The following is a 16,675-nucleotide window of genomic DNA, read 5'->3' on the forward strand; positions in this document are numbered from 1 at the left end:
AACTTAGCTATGAGTTTAAAAAAACTATTCCCTTTTTTAATATGGTTGCCTTTAATAAAAGACACTTGGAAAGATGATATAATTGCAGGTATTACAGGAACCATTATTGTGATACCTCAAGCAGTAGCATTTGCTATGATTGCTGGTTTACCTCCAATATATGGTTTTTATACCGCAATGATAACCCCTTTAATAGCTGCATTATTTGGCTCATCATATCATTTAATTTCTGGACCAACAACCACAAGTTCTATAGTTGTATTTGCAGTAATAAGTAAATTTGCAAACCCTGAATCTGAGATGGAAGCTTTTATTTCATTAGCAATACTGTTATCATTTATGGCAGGAGTTATAAAACTAGTAATGGGCTTTGCTAAAATGGGTAAACTAGTAAATTTTGTTTCACATTCTGTTGTAATAGGCTTTGCTGCTGGAGCAGGAATTTTAATCGCTTTTAAACAATTAAAATATGTTTTTGGTATAGAAGTTCCATTAGGAAGTTCGTTCTACGAAATTATAGATTATATCATTTTACACATACAAGAAACTAATTTATATGTTTTAGGGGTTGCATTAGGTACTCTTTTAATTGCATTTGTAATAAAAAGAATCAAATACATTTCAAGATTATACATGTTAATAGCGATGGTGTTGGGAAGCGTTTTGGCAATTCTTTTAGGAGGTTCTTTACATGGGATTGAAACCGTAGGAAATGTACCTTCTAATTTACCACCATTTAAAGTACCAGATTTTAATTTTGAAGATATGCGTTTGTTAACTACAGGTGCAATTACTTTAGCTTTACTAGGTTTGGTTGAAGCCGTTTCAATTGCGAGAGCAGTAGCCTTACATTCTCATCAAAAATTAGATAATAATCAAGAGTTTATAGGCCAAGGATTGTCAAATATTATTTCTAGTTTTTTCTCTTCTTATGCAAGTTCAGGCTCATTTACAAGATCAGGTGTAAATTACCAAGCAGGAGCTAAAACACCATTTTCAGCCATTATATCTGCAATAGGTTTAATGTTAGTGGTTTTATTTTTTGCCAAATTTGCATCGCACTTACCTAAACCAGCTATGGGTGGTATTATTTTATTGGTAGGCTATAATTTAATAGATTTTGAACATATTAAGAAAATAACAAAAAGCAGTAAACGAGAATTTATTGTTTTGATGGTTACTCTTTTGGGAACTTTATTTTTGGAATTAGAGATTGCCCTATTTTTAGGAATAATAATTTCACTGTTTTTTTATCTAGAAAGAACTTCAAAACCAAACATAGCTGTATTTGGAAAAAATAGTGCAGATAAATTTATTAATTTAATTAGAGATGACTCAGCTGAAGAATGTCCACAATTAAAAATGATTAGAATTGACGGTTCTTTATATTTTGGAGCTGTAGATGGTATCTCAAATTATTTTGCTGAGTTGTATGACAAGAACGACTATAAACATTTACTTATTATCGCAAATGGTATTAATTTTATAGACGTAGCTGGGGCTGAATGGATTACCCATGAGGTTTTAAAGTGGCAAAAGAGAGGAGGAGGAATTTATTTTGTTGGTTTAAAAATTATAAGTCAAGATGTTCTTAAAAAAGGAGGGTTTATTCAAACTATTGGATCTCAAAATTTCTTTAAAGATAAAAACACAGCTATTTCAACAATTTTTAAAAAGTTAAACAAAGAACAATGCTTAAGTTGTAAGGTTAAATTATTTAATGAATGTAAAGTATGAACAACAAGTAATGATTAAACATTTTATTCCAAGTTTACAATGGTTACCAAACTATAAGAAAGAATGGTTAAAAGGTGACATTAATGCAGGATTAACCATTGGAATTATGTTAATACCTCAAGGAATTGCTTATGCAATGATTGCAGGTTTGCCTCCTATTTACGGTTTATACACAGCAATGATACCACAAATTGTTTATGCTTTTTTAGGAACTTCTAGACAATTAGCTGTAGGGCCAGTAGCAATGGATTCTTTAATTGTAGCTTCTGGGGTGGCAACATTAGCACAAATTGGAACAGAAAATTTTATTGAGTTTGCTATTTTATTAGCTTTCTTAATGGGCTTAATGCAAATTATTTTTGGTGTATTTAAATTGGGATTTTTGGTAAATTTTTTATCAAGACCTGTTATAAGCGGATTTACATCTGCTGCGGCATTAATTATAGGACTAAATCAGTTAAAACACTTACTAGGTGTTAATATTCAAAGAAATAATAAAATTCAAAATTTAATTGTAGATGCTTACACTAATATTAGTGATATTGAATGGAAAACTTTTTTAATTGGGGCTATTTCAATAATTATTTTAGTGTATTTTAAAAAGTATTCTAAAAAAATTCCAGCGGCATTAATTGTAGTAGTATTAGGCATACTTTTAGTTAAAATATTTAATTTAGAACAGTCTGGAGTTAAAATTGTGGGCGAAATTCCTAAGGGTTTACCAAGTTTTAAAATGTTAAATTTTAATTTTAAAGTAATTATGGAATTATACCCAATAGCACTAACGTTAGCATTTATTGCGTTTTTGGAAGCGATATCTGTAGCAAAAGCAATTGAATTAAAACATACTAATTATAAAGTAGAACCCAATAAAGAATTAATAGCTATTGGATTTGGAAATTTAGTGGGTTCTTTTTTTCAAACATACCCCGCCACTGGTGGTTTATCTAGAACGGCTGTAAACAATCAAATTGGAGCCAAAACTCCTTTAGCTAGTTTAATAGCAGCATTTGTGGTTGGTCTTACATTAATGTACTTTACTCCATTATTTTATTATTTGCCCAAAGCAATTTTAGCAGCAATAATTATAGTAGCTGTTTTTGGGTTGTTAGATTTTACAGTGCCAAAACAGTTACTTAGTTATTCAAAAAGAGAATTAATAATATTGAATATAACATTGATAATTACTGCAACAATTGGAATAAAGGAAGGAATATTAACTGGGATAGTTTTATCAATTTCTATGTTAATATATAGAAGTACCAAACCTCATATTGCAATTTTAGGAAAAGTACCTAATACTCATTTTTATAGAAATTTATCAAGATTTGAAGGTTTATTGGAAACCAAAGATGAAATTCTTATTTTAAGGTTTGATGCTCAATTATACTTTGCTAATGTACAATACTTTAAAGATAAGTTAGATGAATACGCTGCTCAAAAAGGAAATAAATTAAAGTTAATTATTGTTGATGGTGAAAGTATTAATAGTGTTGATAGCTCAGCAATATACACGTTAAAAGATGTAATAGCCAAATATGAAAAGTTAGGAATTGAATTGTCTTTTTCAGGCTTAAAGGGACCAGTAAGAGATGTATTAAGTAAAGCGGGTGTTATAAGAAAAATAGGATTAGAAAGTTGCTTTATGAGCATTCAAGAAGCAGTTGATGCATTTGAAGAAAGAAAAAAGAATAAAGAAATTGAAGTGAAATATTTTGAATATATAAAACAAACAAATCGTTAAAAAAATCAAAATATTTTTATTATGTAACCTTAATTACATAAAAATACGTTGTTTCTTGTAGTTTTGGAAAACTACGTACTAAGTTTAATAAAATAAAAATCAGATAATTATGAAAGTAGAACAATTATTTACCGGCTGTTTGGCAGAAATGGCTTACTATATTGAGTCAAATGGAGAAGCTGCCATAATTGATCCTTTAAGAGAGACTGAACCCTATATTGAGATGGCTAAGGCTGATGGAGCTAGAATTAAATATGTTTTTTTAACACACTTTCATGCTGATTTTGTGTCTGGTCAAGTTGATTTAGCTAAAAAAACTGGAGCAACTATTGTATTTGGTCCAAATGCAAATCCTCATTACGAAATTCATCAAGGAAAAGATGGAGAGCAATTTAAAATTGGTAATGTTACTTTAAAACTATTACATACTCCAGGTCATACTATGGAATCTTCATCCTATTTATTAATTGATAAAGATGGAAATACACCTTACGTATTTACAGGAGATTGTTTATTTATTGGAGATGTTGGTAGACCTGATTTAGCAGTAAAATCAGACTTAACTCAAGAAGATTTAGCAGGTCATTTGTTTGATTCATTAAGAAATAAAATAATGACATTACCTGATGATATTGTTGTTTATCCTAACCATGGTGCTGGTTCTGCTTGTGGAAAAAATATGAGCTCTGAAACTTTTGATACTTTAGGAAATCAAAAGAAAACCAATTATGCCTTAAGAGCAGATATGACAAAAGAAGAATTTATTAAAGAAGTAACAACGGGCTTAAAACCTGCTCCCCAATACTTTGGCAATAATGTTAGAATGAATAAAGGGGTAAATACTAGTATTGATGAAATTTTGCATAGAGGAACAACTCCAATTGATGCTGCTACTTTTAAAGAAATGAGTGAACAAGAAGATATATTAGTCATTGATACTCGTTCAAAAGATGAATATACTGAAGAAGGTACAGTTCCTGGAGCTTGGTACATAGGTGTAGATGGAGGTTTTGCTCCTTGGGTTGGAGCATTGATTACGGATATCAATCAAAAAATTATTTTTATTGCAGAAGGAGGAAGAGAACACGAAGTAGTAACACGTTTTTCTCGTGTTGGATATGACAATACTTTAGGGTATTTAAGAGGAGGTATACATGCGTGGTTAGCAGCTGGTTATAAAGTGGATAAAATTGGTTCTATTTCAGCTGTTCAGTTTGCAAATAAGCTAAAAGAAGGAAGTATTGAAGTTGCTCTTGATGTTAGAAAAGAATCAGAATATCAATCTGAACATGTAGTAGGGGTTGATAATTTTCCTTTAGACTTTATTCATTCAAATTTTGCAGAAATTAAATCGGATAAAAATTATGTGTTACACTGTGCTAGTGGTTATCGTTCATTAATTGCAGCATCTATTTTCAAAGCTAATGGAGTCAATAATGTGACAGATGTAAGAGGTGGTTTTAAAGATATAAAAGATACTGGAGCTAAACTAACAGAGTATGTTTGCCCAACAACATTACTGTAAATGTTCTTTTTTAATTTAATAATTAGGGAGTTTTAGAACTCCCTTTTTTATTTAAATAAAGTAACAATGGTTACTATATGAATTTTAGTGTAACTTTACTTTTGTAAAAAATCAAAAACTCATGAAAACTACTATTAAATTATCATTATTGTTATTTTTAGCGTTATTGAATGTAAATTGTAACAATAAAAAAGCTTCAAAAACCATCACTGAATTTGGTGAAATTAATGTGATTGCACCCAAAGAATTTAAAGAGAAATCTATAAATAAAACAATTATTGATATTAGAACACCAAATGAATTTTTAGAAGGACATATTGATGGAGCAGTTAATATTAATTATTTTGACAAGAATTTTTTAGATGAAATTTCTAAATTAGATAAAACTAAGCCAATTTTTATGTATTGTAGGTCGGGTAATAGAACTTCTTCAGCTTCAAAAAAAATATCAAAATTGGGGTTTGAACAAGTTTATGATTTACAAGGAGGGATTTTAAACTGGGCTAAAACTAATCATGAAATTGTTAAATAAAATGTTAAGAAATAGTATTATAATTCTTCTGGTTTTAGGGGTTGTTTCTTGTAAAAACTCCTCATTATCAAAAAAAGAAAAACTGGAATATTCTAACAAAGGAAAAGAAATTGCACAAGCCTCATTTAAGGAACTAAGTGGTAAATTAATGGAACAGATGCAATTGGGAGGAATTGAGAAAGCAATTCCTTTTTGTAATATAGAAGCTTTACCATTAACAAAAGAAATGTCAGAAAAATACAATGTTGAAATTAAAAGAACTTCTAATAAATTAAGAAATTCTAGAAATAGAGCAACTGATAGAGAACTCGAAGTGATTCAAATATTTGAGAAATTGATGACTGAAAATGAAAGACTTTCTCCAATTGTAGAGTTAAATAACAATAGCCAAAAACACTTTTACGCCCCAATAATAATAAAAGCTAACTGTTTAGTTTGTCATGGAAAAGTTAAAGAAACGGTAACAATAAAGACGGATTCAATTATTAAATCTTTATACCCAAATGATGAGGCAATTGGTTATAATGAAGGAGATTTAAGAGGAATTTGGAGCATTACTTTTAAAAATTAATAAAGAATAGATAAATATGATAACAACATTAGAAATATTAAATTTAAAATGTGGAGGTTGTGCAAATTCAATAAAAAAAGGATTGCTTTTAATTGATGGAGTAAGCAACGTTTCAGTTGATTTGGAAACTTCAAAAGTAACTGTTGACATTATAGATAGTTCAATAATTAATGAGGTTAAAAATAAATTAGGAACCATGGGGTATCCTGAAGTTGGAGACTCAAATACAATTATACATAAAGCAAAATCTTTTGTAAGTTGCGCAACTGGTAGAATGTCATCAGACACTGAATAAGAATAATTTATGATGAAATTTTAAAATCGTTTATTGTGACTTTAATCACAATAAACGATTTTTTTTTGGTTAATTTCCAAACTTAAAAAGTTGTGTAACATAAAATTAATCATATGCTCAAACATTTTCAAATACTTATCATTGGTGGAGGTACAGCAGGAATTATGGTGGCTTCGATGCTTAAAAGAAAAAGTAAATCGGTAAATATCGCTATTATTGAACCTTCGGATACACATTATTATCAACCAGCTTGGACCTTAGTTGGCGCGAATACTTATAGTTTTGAAAAAACAGCAAAGCCTATGGGTTCATTAATTTCTAAAGGAGTTGAATGGATTAGAGAATTTGCAGATAAATTTGAGCCAGAAAAAAATAAAGTAATTACTAAAAATGGAGCGGAATATACTTACGATTATTTAGTAGTAGCACCTGGTTTAAAAATTGCTCCTGAAATGATTTCAGGCTTAAAAGAAGCTATGGATAGAGGTATTGTTTGTAGTAATTATACAAATCCTAAACAAACTTGGGAAACTCTTAAAAAATTTAAAGGAGGTACCGCTTTATTTACGCAACCAGCTACTCCAATTAAATGTGGAGGGGCACCACAAAAAATAATGTATTTAGCAGATGAATATTTCAGAAAAAGAGAATTAAGAGAACATACTGATATTGTTTTTGCATTGCCGAGCGGTTCTATATTTGGAGTAAAAGTTATTGCAGATACCTTAATGGAGGTTATTGATAAAAAAGATATCAATGTTCGATTTTTTCATAAACTAGTTAAAGTTGATCCCGATAAAAAAATTGCTTGGTATGAAATTGAAAAGGATATAACTGCTGGAGGTTGCGTAACTATTGCAGATGGAGATGAAAAATCATTGGATAAAGACATTCAATATAATTATAAAGATGTTAAAGTGACAAGAAGTGGAGATAGGTATGGTATTTATTTTGACATGATGCATTTAGCTCCTCCTCAAAGTGCACCCGATTTTATAATTAAATCTCCACTAGCCTCTGAAACTGGCTGGGTGGATGTAGATAAAGGTACTATGCAGCACGTTAAATACCCTAATATTTTTAGTTTAGGTGATGTTTCAAACTTACCAACATCTAAAACTGGAGCTGCAATTAGAAAACAAGCACCAGTTGTTGTGGCCAATATTTTAAAATTAATTGAAGTAAACACATTAGATACCAAAAAATATGAAGGATATACCTCATGTCCTTTAGTTACAGGTTATGGAAAAATGGTTTTAGCCGAATTTGATTACAGTCAAAATTTTGAGCCAGACCCAAAACTAAAACAATTCCCATTAATGATTTCTGATTCTTCAAAAGAACATTGGCGTTTATGGATGCTCAAAAAATATGGACTTCCATATTTATATTGGAACAAAATGATGAAAGGAATTGAAGTGTAAAATTAAATTATAAAAAAAGCCTAAAGTTCAACTTTAGGCTTTCTCTTTTCCAATAATTTTCCTCAATTAAAACTTGAAGGTAGCTCCAACTAAAAAGTTTCTAGTAGCTTGTGGGTAGTACCCTTGAACTTCAAAAGAAGTTCCTGGTGTAGACCAATAATCTAAATAGGTGTAACCTCTATCCACATATTCTTTGTTAAAAATATTGTTTACGAGTGCTGATAATACAATAGATTTAAAAGTAGATTTTGGTTTTATTTCATAAGTTAAATTTAAATCGCTAGTAAAATAGCTATCTAATTTTGAGGCTTTTGTATCTGTATTGCTTAAATATTGTTCTCCAACAAATTTTGATAAAAAGTTAATAGTTAAACTTTCAACAGGTTGATAATTTAAATAGTTTCCTGCAATAATATTTGGAGAAAAAGCAATATTTGTAGTTCCTATATTTTTACTAGTATCATCTCTTTCTAAAATAAAGTTTTTAATTTTATTTGAACTTATAGTGATGTTTGGTCTCATAGAAAGCTTATTAGAAAGAACTATATTAGCATCAACTTCTAATCCTAAACGATAACTATCTTCAACATTTTCACGTAAATATTCTCCAACATCATTTAAACCACCCGTTTGAATTAATTGATTTTTATACAACATATAATATACATTGGTATTTAAAACCACTTTTTCGTTTTTTAAACGCCAACCTAATTCAAAATCGTTTAAAACTTCATTTTGAACATCAGAACCGTTTTTAAAATCGTCTCTATTTGGTTCTCTGTTAGCTCTGGCATATGAGGTGTAAATACTATTTGTATTGTTAATTTTATAAGTTAATCCAAATTTTGGATTGAAAAAACTATAAGATTTATCAATATCTAAAGTATTTCTATCAGAGGTTAAACCATCAGTTTTGTAATTCACAAATCGTCCTTGTAAATCAACTAAACCACTTAAATTTTCGTTTAATTTAAAGGAAGCTTTTGAGTAAATACTAAATTCATTTTTTGTAGCATCGCTAAAATAATAACGATCTCTAATATTGGCATTTTCAGCAAATTGTTTGGCCCAAATTACTTCTCCAAAATGGTCTCCAGTATAATTACTGGCTGAAATTCCAGAAATAACTTCATATGCTTCATTTTTGTAATTGGCATTGAAATTTAACACATAAAAATCGTTGTTTAGCCATCTTCTAACAATAAGATCAGTTGCAGGACTTCCGTACCAATCTGTTCCAGTAGCTTCAACTATATTGTTGTATTTTGACACAGCACTACCTTCTTTGTATTGTTCAAAATAACCTTTTCCTTTGGTATAATTTAACCCAAGGTTTGTAGACCAATTATTATTTAATTTTTCATTCCAATGTAGTTGATAATGATCTTGCCAATAATTATCAGTTTCATTTTCATAAGTATAAGGGTTTTGTTTTCTGTCTTCTTTAAGTTCTTCAGCAGTTAGTCCATACCAAGCTTGATAAGTTTTTTCCTTATTTCCAAATGTGATTGCCTTTATCAAGGTATTATCATCTACATAGGAGCCTTGTAAAAAATAGGATTTTAAATCAGAAAAAGCTCTATCAATATAACCGTCAGAATCAATTTTGGAAAATCTACCAGCAATTTCAATATGGTCATTAATTTTACCAGTACTAAATTTTACAGTATGTTTTTGAGTATTATAAGAGCCAAAAGCACTACTAATTTCTCCATAAGCATTTTCAGAAATAGCATCAGTTAATAAATTTAAACTAGCCCCAAAAGCACCAGAACCATTGGTTGAAGTTCCAACACCACGTTGTAATTGCATACTTTGAGTTGATGAAGTAAAGTCACCTAAATTTACCCAAAATGTACCTTGACTTTCAGTATCGTTATAAGGGATTCCGTTTAAAGTTACATTGATTCGTGATGCATCAGATCCTCTAACTCTAATATAAGTGTACCCAATACCAGCACCTGCATCTGAAGAGCTAGTGACTGAAGGCAAATAATTAAGTAACATAGGAATGTCCTGACCTAAATTACGCTTTTCTAATTCTTCTTTTGAAATATTGCTATGCGTGACAGGAGACGATGGCTTAACGCGTACAGCGGAAACTAATACTTCATCCAAGCTTACAAAGCTGTCGGACATATTAATTGAAATAAATGTATCTTTAGTAAGGTTAACAGTTACTTCTTTAGGTTGACTAATAATACTAACAACCAAAGTATAAACACCTTTTTTTAAGTTTAACTTAAAGTTCCCATCAAAATCGGAGGTTACTCCTTTACTAGTTCCTTTAATTAACACACTAGCACCTGGTAACGGATTGTTTCCATCAGTTACTTTCCCGGAGAGTGTAAAGAATTCTTGTGCATTTGCATTTAAAGAAAATACAATAATTAAAAAAGCTACTAAGCTCTTCACTTTTTTAAATTTCAATTTTAAAAATGGTTTCATTTATGTATAAAATAAAACGATTTAAAAAGAGGTAATTAATCGATGTTTTGAATAATTATTTATTGTTTCCAAACATAATTTTTGTTTGAACATCCCTTAACAGCATTATCTGTTCAGGTTCAATGGGTTTGATCTCAGCCGTTTTAGGCACCCCTTTTGAGACACTGCAAATTTACCCTATATAAATTAATAAGCAATACATTTTTCAATTTTATTTTATCTAGTTTTACCCATTTTAGTTTTAAAAACAATTTATTAGGATGAAAAAAATAAATACTTCAACAGGGAATTATAGAGCACTTTAGAGCAATTTGCAAAAAAACAAAATGCAATTTATTCAAGTTTAAAAATGGAGTTATTATTTAAGTTTTATTTTGGTTATTGTTTGTTTGCCAGTAGCTTTAAAATTAATAAATGGAACAGATATTTTTTTAGAATCGGCAGTTTGGTTTTGATATATTCCTTTTAAAAATGGGTTTTTAAGAAGTATGAAGGAGTTTCTCACTCGGTAGAGAGGCTACTAAAAGATATAGAAATATCTTAATAAATTACAATTCAGGCTTTCTTCGGAAAGCCTTTTTATAGGCTTGTTTTTTCTTTTTATCAATTCTTTTTTCAATACTTGATTTGCTTGGTTTTGTGGCTTTTCTTTTTTTGGGAACTTTTAATGAATTTTCAATTAATTTTAAAAAACGTTGTATTACTAGTTCTTTATTTTTATGTTGACTTCTGCTCTCATCACAACTTAAAAATAAACTGTTTTCTTTGGTGAGTTTATTTTTTAATTTTTGAAGTAGTAATTCTTTTTCTTCTTTGGTAAATTCAGAAGAATTTTGAAGGTCAAAAACTAGTTCAACTTTGGTGGAAACTTTATTTACATGTTGCCCGCCAGCACCGCTACTTTTAACGGCTTTAAATTTAAGTTCTTTTATTAGTGCTTGAGTATTCATTTTTTTGGAGTAGGAAATCTTTGTAGGTTGTGCTTGGAGTTTAAAATTTTATTGATTTCTTCTACAGCAAAATTAAATCTGTTTTTTTTACTTCCAGTAAGTAAAATATATGGACGATTATTTTTTTTTAACGCATTTTCAAAGGCATTAAACATTTCTAGGCGTTCATTAGGTCGGTCTCTGATATCATCTTCTTCCCAAGGAGTATCTATATAGGTTAGTAGATATAAATCGTAAGTGTTTTGTTTTGCAGCTTTTTCTAGTTTAGTATCAACAAAACCCCCATAAAACTCTTCAGAATATACTTTGGTTTCTAATAAATCTGTATCACAAATTAAAATTCTATCCGCTTTTGCAGCTAATTTGTTTTCTAATTCCATTTGTCCGTAAGCAATAGGAAGCAAATCTGAATTTTCACAAGTTTTACGTTCATTGTTCCATTTGTTCTGCAAATATTCACGTGCATATTCAGGAACCCAAACCGTATTGTAATGGCGAGCCAATTGTTTAGATAAAGTAGTTTTACCCGTACTTTCAGGTCCAAATAATACTACTTTTACAATATTTCTATCGGTTTGTTTAAGAGTTTTTTCCATTTTAGGTATCCATAAATTGCAATAATAGTAAATATAAGGTATTGAAAACTTGTAAAAGTAAATCCTTTATAAAAATATAAAGGAACAGAAATAATGTCACCGATAATCCAATAAATCCAATTTTCAATTTTTTTTCTAGCCATTAACCACATTCCAACAAAAAATATAGCAGTGGTTATAGTATCAACATAGGCAACCCAACTTGTCCATTTATCAAAGCTTTTATAGATTACAAAAACAAAAATTAAAGTTGTAATAAAAATAAGAATGGAAAATGAGTTTTCTTTTTTAGTTGTTTTTGTAATAGGTGTGTTATGAGTAGCATCAACTTTTCGAGTCCAAATATACCAACCATAAATACTCATAATAAAGTAATAGGCATTAATCATCATATCACCAAGTAGCCCCCATTTTAATAATAGATAAACAAAAATACTGGTACTAATCATTCCTGTTGGATATACCCATATTTTATTGTTTTTTGAATACCAGACAGATAAAAAGCCGAAAATAACAGCAATAATTTCTAATACAATGTCTAAAGTTTCGTATTCATGATATTGACCAAAAAGATAATTGAAAATTTCATTCATATTTTAAATAGCTAAATCTAAATTGTTTTCAAAAGCAGTACCAATTACCACTAAATCGGCTCCGCTTTTATAAGTATTTTGTAATTGTTTTTTTGATTTTATACCTCCTCCAACAATTAAAGGAATTGAAATATGTTGTTTTACTGTGGATATTAATTTAGAGTTTACTGGTTTTTTTGCACCACTACCAGCTTCTAAATAAATAAGTTGTTTTCCTTTATACATTCCAGCAACCGCTGTTGAAACAGCTAATTCAATATTTTCTTGAGGTATTGCAGTTGTTTTACTTACTTTTAGTACTGAAGAAATTGTTCCGCCATCTATTAAAATATAGCCTGTAGGAATGATTTCTAAAGTAGAGTTTTTTAAAAATGGAACCGCTTTAATTTGTTGATCAATTAAATATTCTGGATTTCTACCTGAAAGTAGCGATAAAAACAATAAAGCGTCTGCGCTATTGCTAATTTGGGTGTAATCTCCAGGGAATAAAATTAAAGGGATTTTCGTGTTTTCTTTAATTTTTTTAGTTACAATCTCCATTACTTCTTTTTTTACAGTACTACCACCAATAAAAATATAATTGGCATTTAAGCCTTCAATTTTTTGAGTTATTGATGGAATTTCATCTACAATAACTTTTTCAGGATCTATAAGAATAGCTAATAACTTTTTTCCTTCTTTGGAAGCTTTTTTTATGGATGCAATAATGGATTTACTCATGGTAATTATCTATTGCATAAACTAAGGTAAAACCTCCCAATTGTTCAAAATAAATACGGTATTTTTTATCCCAATCCGTTGCTTTTATATAACCAGTTGTTTTTTTGTCAGAAATTTTGAATGAATCAATATCTATATCATTTTTAAAAGTAAGCCCTCCATAAGGATAAATTTTATACAAACTTTCTTTTGCTCCCCAAATAACAGTTAATTGTTCTAAATAGTCATCATCTTTATGTATAAAACCTCTTTCAAAATTGACAAATTTATGTTGGATGATTTTTATTTTTTCTCTGTTTTTTTCAATATCAATTCCAACTTCAACATCACTAATTATAAGTGCTGAAAATGTAAAAGAATGGGTAATTGAAATATGTTTGTTATCTTTTAAATGGGGTTTTCCATTTCCGTTATACAATAAATCAAAATCAGTATAACCAGCTTCTTTTAATAAATGTCGAACACTTAAAAAGCCGCGTTGGTGCAGTTCAGACTTCATTGAAAGTAATCTATCTTTACTTCTATTAGTTAATGATACTGACAATGCTAATTCATCAAAAGATTCTTCAATTTTCCAAACATAAATTGAAGTATACTTATTAGGTCTAATGGTTTTAAATAAAGGCATTTAGTTTTTTAAAAGGTATTTCGTACTTTTGCAAAATCGTAAACAAACATTTTTTTGTTTATAAATAAAAAAACAAATTTAATAAATATGAGTACAGAAACATCAACTTACGTAAAATATAAAGTAAAAGATATCAATCTTGCTGAATGGGGACGTAAAGAAATTCAATTGGCAGAGGCTGAAATGCCTGGTTTAATGAGTTTAAGAGAAGAGTATAAAGGGCAAAAGCCTTTAAAAGGGGCAAGAATTGCAGGATGTTTACACATGACGATACAAACAGCTGTTTTAATTGAAACGTTGGTGGATTTAGGAGCCGAAGTTACTTGGAGTTCTTGTAATATATTTTCAACTCAAGATCAAGCAGCAGCAGCAATTGCAGCCGCTGGGATATCTGTGTACGCGTGGAAAGGAATGACGGAAGAAGAATTTGATTGGTGTATTGAACAAACATTGTTCTTTGGCGAAGATAAAAAACCTTTAAACTTAATTTTAGATGATGGAGGAGATTTAACCAATATGGTGTTAGATAAATACCCTGAATTAGCGAAAGGGATTAAAGGGTTATCTGAGGAAACTACAACAGGAGTTCATCGTTTATATGATAGAATGAAAGCAGGAACATTACCTATGCCAGCCATAAATGTAAATGACTCTGTAACAAAATCTAAGTTTGATAATAAATATGGATGTAGAGAAAGTTCTGTTGATGCTATTAGAAGAGCTACTGATGTAATGTTAGCGGGTAAACGTGTGGTGGTTTGTGGATATGGAGATGTTGGTAAAGGAACAGCAGCTTCGTTTAGAGGAGCTGGTTCTATAGTTACTATTACTGAAATTGATCCAATTTGTGCATTACAGGCTGCTATGGATGGTTTTGAAGTAAAAAAATTAGATACCATTGTTGGAAATGCCGACATTATTATAACAACTACAGGAAACAAAGATATAGTTCAAGAACAACATTTTGAAGCAATGAAAGATAAAACCATTGTTTGTAATATTGGACATTTTGATAATGAAATTGATATGGCTTGGTTGAACAAAAATTATGGATCTACGAAAGTTGAAATAAAACCTCAAGTTGATAAATATACTTTAGGTGAAAATGAAATTATTGTATTAGCTGAAGGACGTTTAGTTAACTTAGGCTGTGCTACAGGGCATCCAAGTTTTGTGATGAGTAATTCATTTACCAACCAAACATTGGCTCAATTAGAATTATGGAATAACAGAGAAGCTTATGAAAATAAAGTTTATATGTTGCCAAAACATTTAGATGAAAAAGTTGCTCGGTTACATTTGGCAAAAATTGGAGTTGAATTAGAAACCCTTCGTGAAGACCAAGCAAAATATATTGGAGTAAAAGTTGAAGGGCCTTATAAACCAGAATATTACAGATATTAATAGCTATAAATTTCTGATAAAAAAAGCTTCATTATAAAATTTAATGAAGCTTTTTTATTATTTTGCGCTTTATATGGGGATGTAGCTCAGTTGGCTAGAGCGCTTGACTGGCAGTCAAGAGGTCGTGGGTTCGACTCCCATCTTCTCCACTTACTAGTACCAAGGCTTTTAGGACACTGAAAGCCTTGTTTAGTTTTAAAAGAAATGTTAAAATTTAAGTTGTTTTTTGAAAAAATTAAGATAGATTGTTAACTTGCCAGCTAAACCCTAAACCTCGTTTGAAAAAATTTATTAAATATACCGTTTTACCCCTAATTATTTTTTTAAGTATATTCATACTCAGCACTTCAAAAAAAGAAAATTTAAAGGAAGATAAGAAGGAAAATGTAATCACTTCTACAGTAAAGAAACAGATTGCACATCAAATAAAAAAATACCCAGCAAAGCAAACAAAAAAAGTAAGTCAACAATTAGATTCATTATTGCAAAGAATAAATAAAAGACATGATTTTCATGGTTCTTTATTAATAGCAAAAGATGGAAAAATTTTATACGAAAAACAAATAGGTTATGCTGATTTTAGAAAGAAAGATTCTTTGAATGCTTCTTCAATATTTCAATTGGCTTCAGTAAGTAAACAGTTTACAGCCGCAGCAATTATGCTGTTATACGAAAGAAACAAAATTAAACTAACAGATACTGTAAATCGTTTTTTTCCAGACTTCCCTTATAAAAATGTTACCATTACTAACTTACTAAATCACACAGCAGGATTACCAAAGTATTTTTGGGTTGCCGAACATAAATGGAAACAAGAAAAGGCTCCTACAAATAACGAGATGATGAACTTATTACAAACTAGTAATGTGCAAAGGTTTTTTAAACCAGGAAGAAATTTTGATTATTCAAATACAGGTTATTTTGTATTAGCTTCAATAGTTGAAAAAGTTAGTGAAATGAGTTTTAGTACTTTTGTAAAAAAGAATATTTTTGAACCACTGGGGATGAAAGATTCCTATATTTTTAGTTATGGAGTTGATATCGCGAAAGGAAATCAACTGGACGGTTATAGATTGTATAGAGGTTGGAGGCATTTAAAAATTAACAACACAATAAATGATGCTATTGTAGGTGATAAAAATGTGTATTCAACAAGTAGAGACTTGTATAAGTGGATACTTGCACTTAATAGCGGTGAGCTACTATCAAAAGAGTCGTTAAAACTTATGTATTCTTATGGAAAAACTATGTATGGGAGAAAAGTTCCGTATGGTTTTGGTTTTAGAATTGATAAAGATGATAAAAACATGATTTACCACCATGGTAAATGGAATGGTTTTAGAACAGGAGTTACACAATATTTAAATGATAATTTAGCGATTATTATTTTAGAACATACTAGTTATAATGGAATTTCTTCACTCACTAAAAAAGTAAAAAAAATAGTTGAAGAAAATTTTGTTAAAGATAATTTACAGTTTGCTGAAAACTTAACCTATAATTAGGTT

At 29.6% G+C, this 16,675-nt stretch carries 15 protein-coding genes, 1 tRNA gene and 1 riboswitch; of the genes, 10 read left to right on the forward strand and 6 right to left on the reverse strand.

The annotated features are described in order from the left end of the window. Positions 1-9: 9 nt before the first annotated feature. The 7 genes from Q0714_RS10640 to Q0714_RS10670 all read left to right on the forward strand — a co-directional run bounded on the left by Q0714_RS10640 (position 10) and on the right by Q0714_RS10670 (position 7,828). Positions 10-1,737 carry a SulP family inorganic anion transporter gene (locus tag Q0714_RS10640; RefSeq protein ID WP_298264819.1) on the forward strand — a complete coding sequence of 576 codons (1,728 nt, stop codon included), beginning with the start codon at positions 10-12 and terminating at the stop codon, positions 1,735-1,737. Further along, a complete protein-coding gene (locus Q0714_RS10645) occupies positions 1,721-3,481 on the forward strand; it encodes a SulP family inorganic anion transporter (RefSeq protein WP_298264821.1) in 1,761 nt (586 codons plus the stop codon). Before Q0714_RS10640 ends, Q0714_RS10645 begins: the two co-directional genes overlap by 17 nt. A gap of 109 nt (positions 3,482-3,590) precedes the next feature. Beyond that, complete coding sequence (locus Q0714_RS10650; RefSeq protein ID WP_298264824.1) at positions 3,591-5,006, forward strand: MBL fold metallo-hydrolase; 1,416 nt, start codon at positions 3,591-3,593, stop codon at positions 5,004-5,006. Positions 5,007-5,127: 121 nt separating this feature from the next. Beyond that, the gene (locus Q0714_RS10655; protein ID WP_298264825.1) at positions 5,128-5,538 is read left to right on the forward strand and encodes a rhodanese-like domain-containing protein; all 411 of its coding nucleotides are present in this window, start codon (positions 5,128-5,130) and stop codon (positions 5,536-5,538) included. Next, on the forward strand, positions 5,522-6,109 hold the full coding sequence (locus Q0714_RS10660; RefSeq protein WP_298264827.1) for a DUF3365 domain-containing protein: 588 nt from the start codon (positions 5,522-5,524) through the stop codon (positions 6,107-6,109). The genes Q0714_RS10655 and Q0714_RS10660 overlap by 17 nt, the downstream gene beginning before the upstream one ends. 16 nt (positions 6,110-6,125) lie before the next feature. Further along, complete coding sequence (locus tag Q0714_RS10665; protein ID WP_298264828.1) at positions 6,126-6,404, forward strand: heavy metal-associated domain-containing protein; 279 nt, start codon at positions 6,126-6,128, stop codon at positions 6,402-6,404. A gap of 113 nt (positions 6,405-6,517) precedes the next feature. After that, on the forward strand, positions 6,518-7,828 hold the full coding sequence (locus Q0714_RS10670) for an FAD/NAD(P)-binding oxidoreductase (RefSeq protein ID WP_298264829.1): 1,311 nt from the start codon (positions 6,518-6,520) through the stop codon (positions 7,826-7,828). A gap of 66 nt (positions 7,829-7,894) precedes the next feature. Here Q0714_RS10670 and Q0714_RS10675 read toward each other — a convergent pair whose 3' ends face one another. The 6 genes from Q0714_RS10675 to Q0714_RS10700 all read right to left on the reverse strand — a co-directional run bounded on the left by Q0714_RS10675 (position 7,895) and on the right by Q0714_RS10700 (position 13,763). Next, positions 7,895-10,276 carry a TonB-dependent receptor gene (locus Q0714_RS10675; RefSeq protein ID WP_298264831.1) on the reverse strand — a complete coding sequence of 794 codons (2,382 nt, stop codon included), beginning with the start codon at positions 10,274-10,276 and terminating at the stop codon, positions 7,895-7,897. A 75-nt stretch (positions 10,277-10,351) separates the two neighbouring features. Further along, positions 10,352-10,441, reverse strand: a riboswitch (TPP riboswitch). Between the two features lie 383 nt (positions 10,442-10,824). After that, positions 10,825-11,226: an alternative ribosome rescue aminoacyl-tRNA hydrolase ArfB gene (arfB, locus tag Q0714_RS10680; RefSeq protein ID WP_298264833.1), complete on the reverse strand. Its 402-nt coding sequence runs from the start codon at positions 11,224-11,226 to the stop codon at positions 10,825-10,827. Then, positions 11,223-11,822, reverse strand: coding sequence for an ATP-binding protein (locus Q0714_RS10685; RefSeq protein WP_298264834.1), 600 nt, complete (start codon positions 11,820-11,822; stop codon positions 11,223-11,225). Before Q0714_RS10685 ends, arfB begins: the two co-directional genes overlap by 4 nt. Further along, positions 11,783-12,415, reverse strand: a complete 633-nt coding sequence (gene pnuC, locus Q0714_RS10690) for a nicotinamide riboside transporter PnuC (protein WP_298264835.1) — start codon at positions 12,413-12,415, stop codon at positions 11,783-11,785. The genes Q0714_RS10685 and pnuC overlap by 40 nt, the downstream gene beginning before the upstream one ends. Before the next feature lie 3 nt (positions 12,416-12,418). Further along, positions 12,419-13,135, reverse strand: a complete 717-nt coding sequence (locus Q0714_RS10695) for a geranylgeranylglyceryl/heptaprenylglyceryl phosphate synthase (RefSeq protein WP_298264836.1) — start codon at positions 13,133-13,135, stop codon at positions 12,419-12,421. Further along, positions 13,128-13,763: a 4'-phosphopantetheinyl transferase family protein gene (locus Q0714_RS10700; protein ID WP_298264837.1), complete on the reverse strand. Its 636-nt coding sequence runs from the start codon at positions 13,761-13,763 to the stop codon at positions 13,128-13,130. Before Q0714_RS10700 ends, Q0714_RS10695 begins: the two co-directional genes overlap by 8 nt. Before the next feature lie 87 nt (positions 13,764-13,850). On the opposite strand from Q0714_RS10700, the gene ahcY reads away from it, so the two are divergent. The 3 genes from ahcY to Q0714_RS10715 all read left to right on the forward strand — a co-directional run bounded on the left by ahcY (position 13,851) and on the right by Q0714_RS10715 (position 16,672). Continuing rightward, positions 13,851-15,167 (forward strand): adenosylhomocysteinase, encoded by a 1,317-nt coding sequence (ahcY, locus tag Q0714_RS10705; RefSeq protein ID WP_298264838.1) that lies wholly within the window; start codon positions 13,851-13,853, stop codon positions 15,165-15,167. Between the two features lie 75 nt (positions 15,168-15,242). After that, a tRNA-Ala gene (locus tag Q0714_RS10710) sits at positions 15,243-15,316 on the forward strand. A 129-nt stretch (positions 15,317-15,445) separates the two neighbouring features. Then, on the forward strand, positions 15,446-16,672 hold the full coding sequence (locus Q0714_RS10715; protein ID WP_298264840.1) for a serine hydrolase: 1,227 nt from the start codon (positions 15,446-15,448) through the stop codon (positions 16,670-16,672). Positions 16,673-16,675: the final 3 nt, after the last annotated feature.

Origin of the sequence: uncultured Lutibacter sp., from assembly GCF_947493565.1 — a bacterium.
Lineage (GTDB): Bacteria > Bacteroidota > Bacteroidia > Flavobacteriales > Flavobacteriaceae > Lutibacter > Lutibacter aestuarii.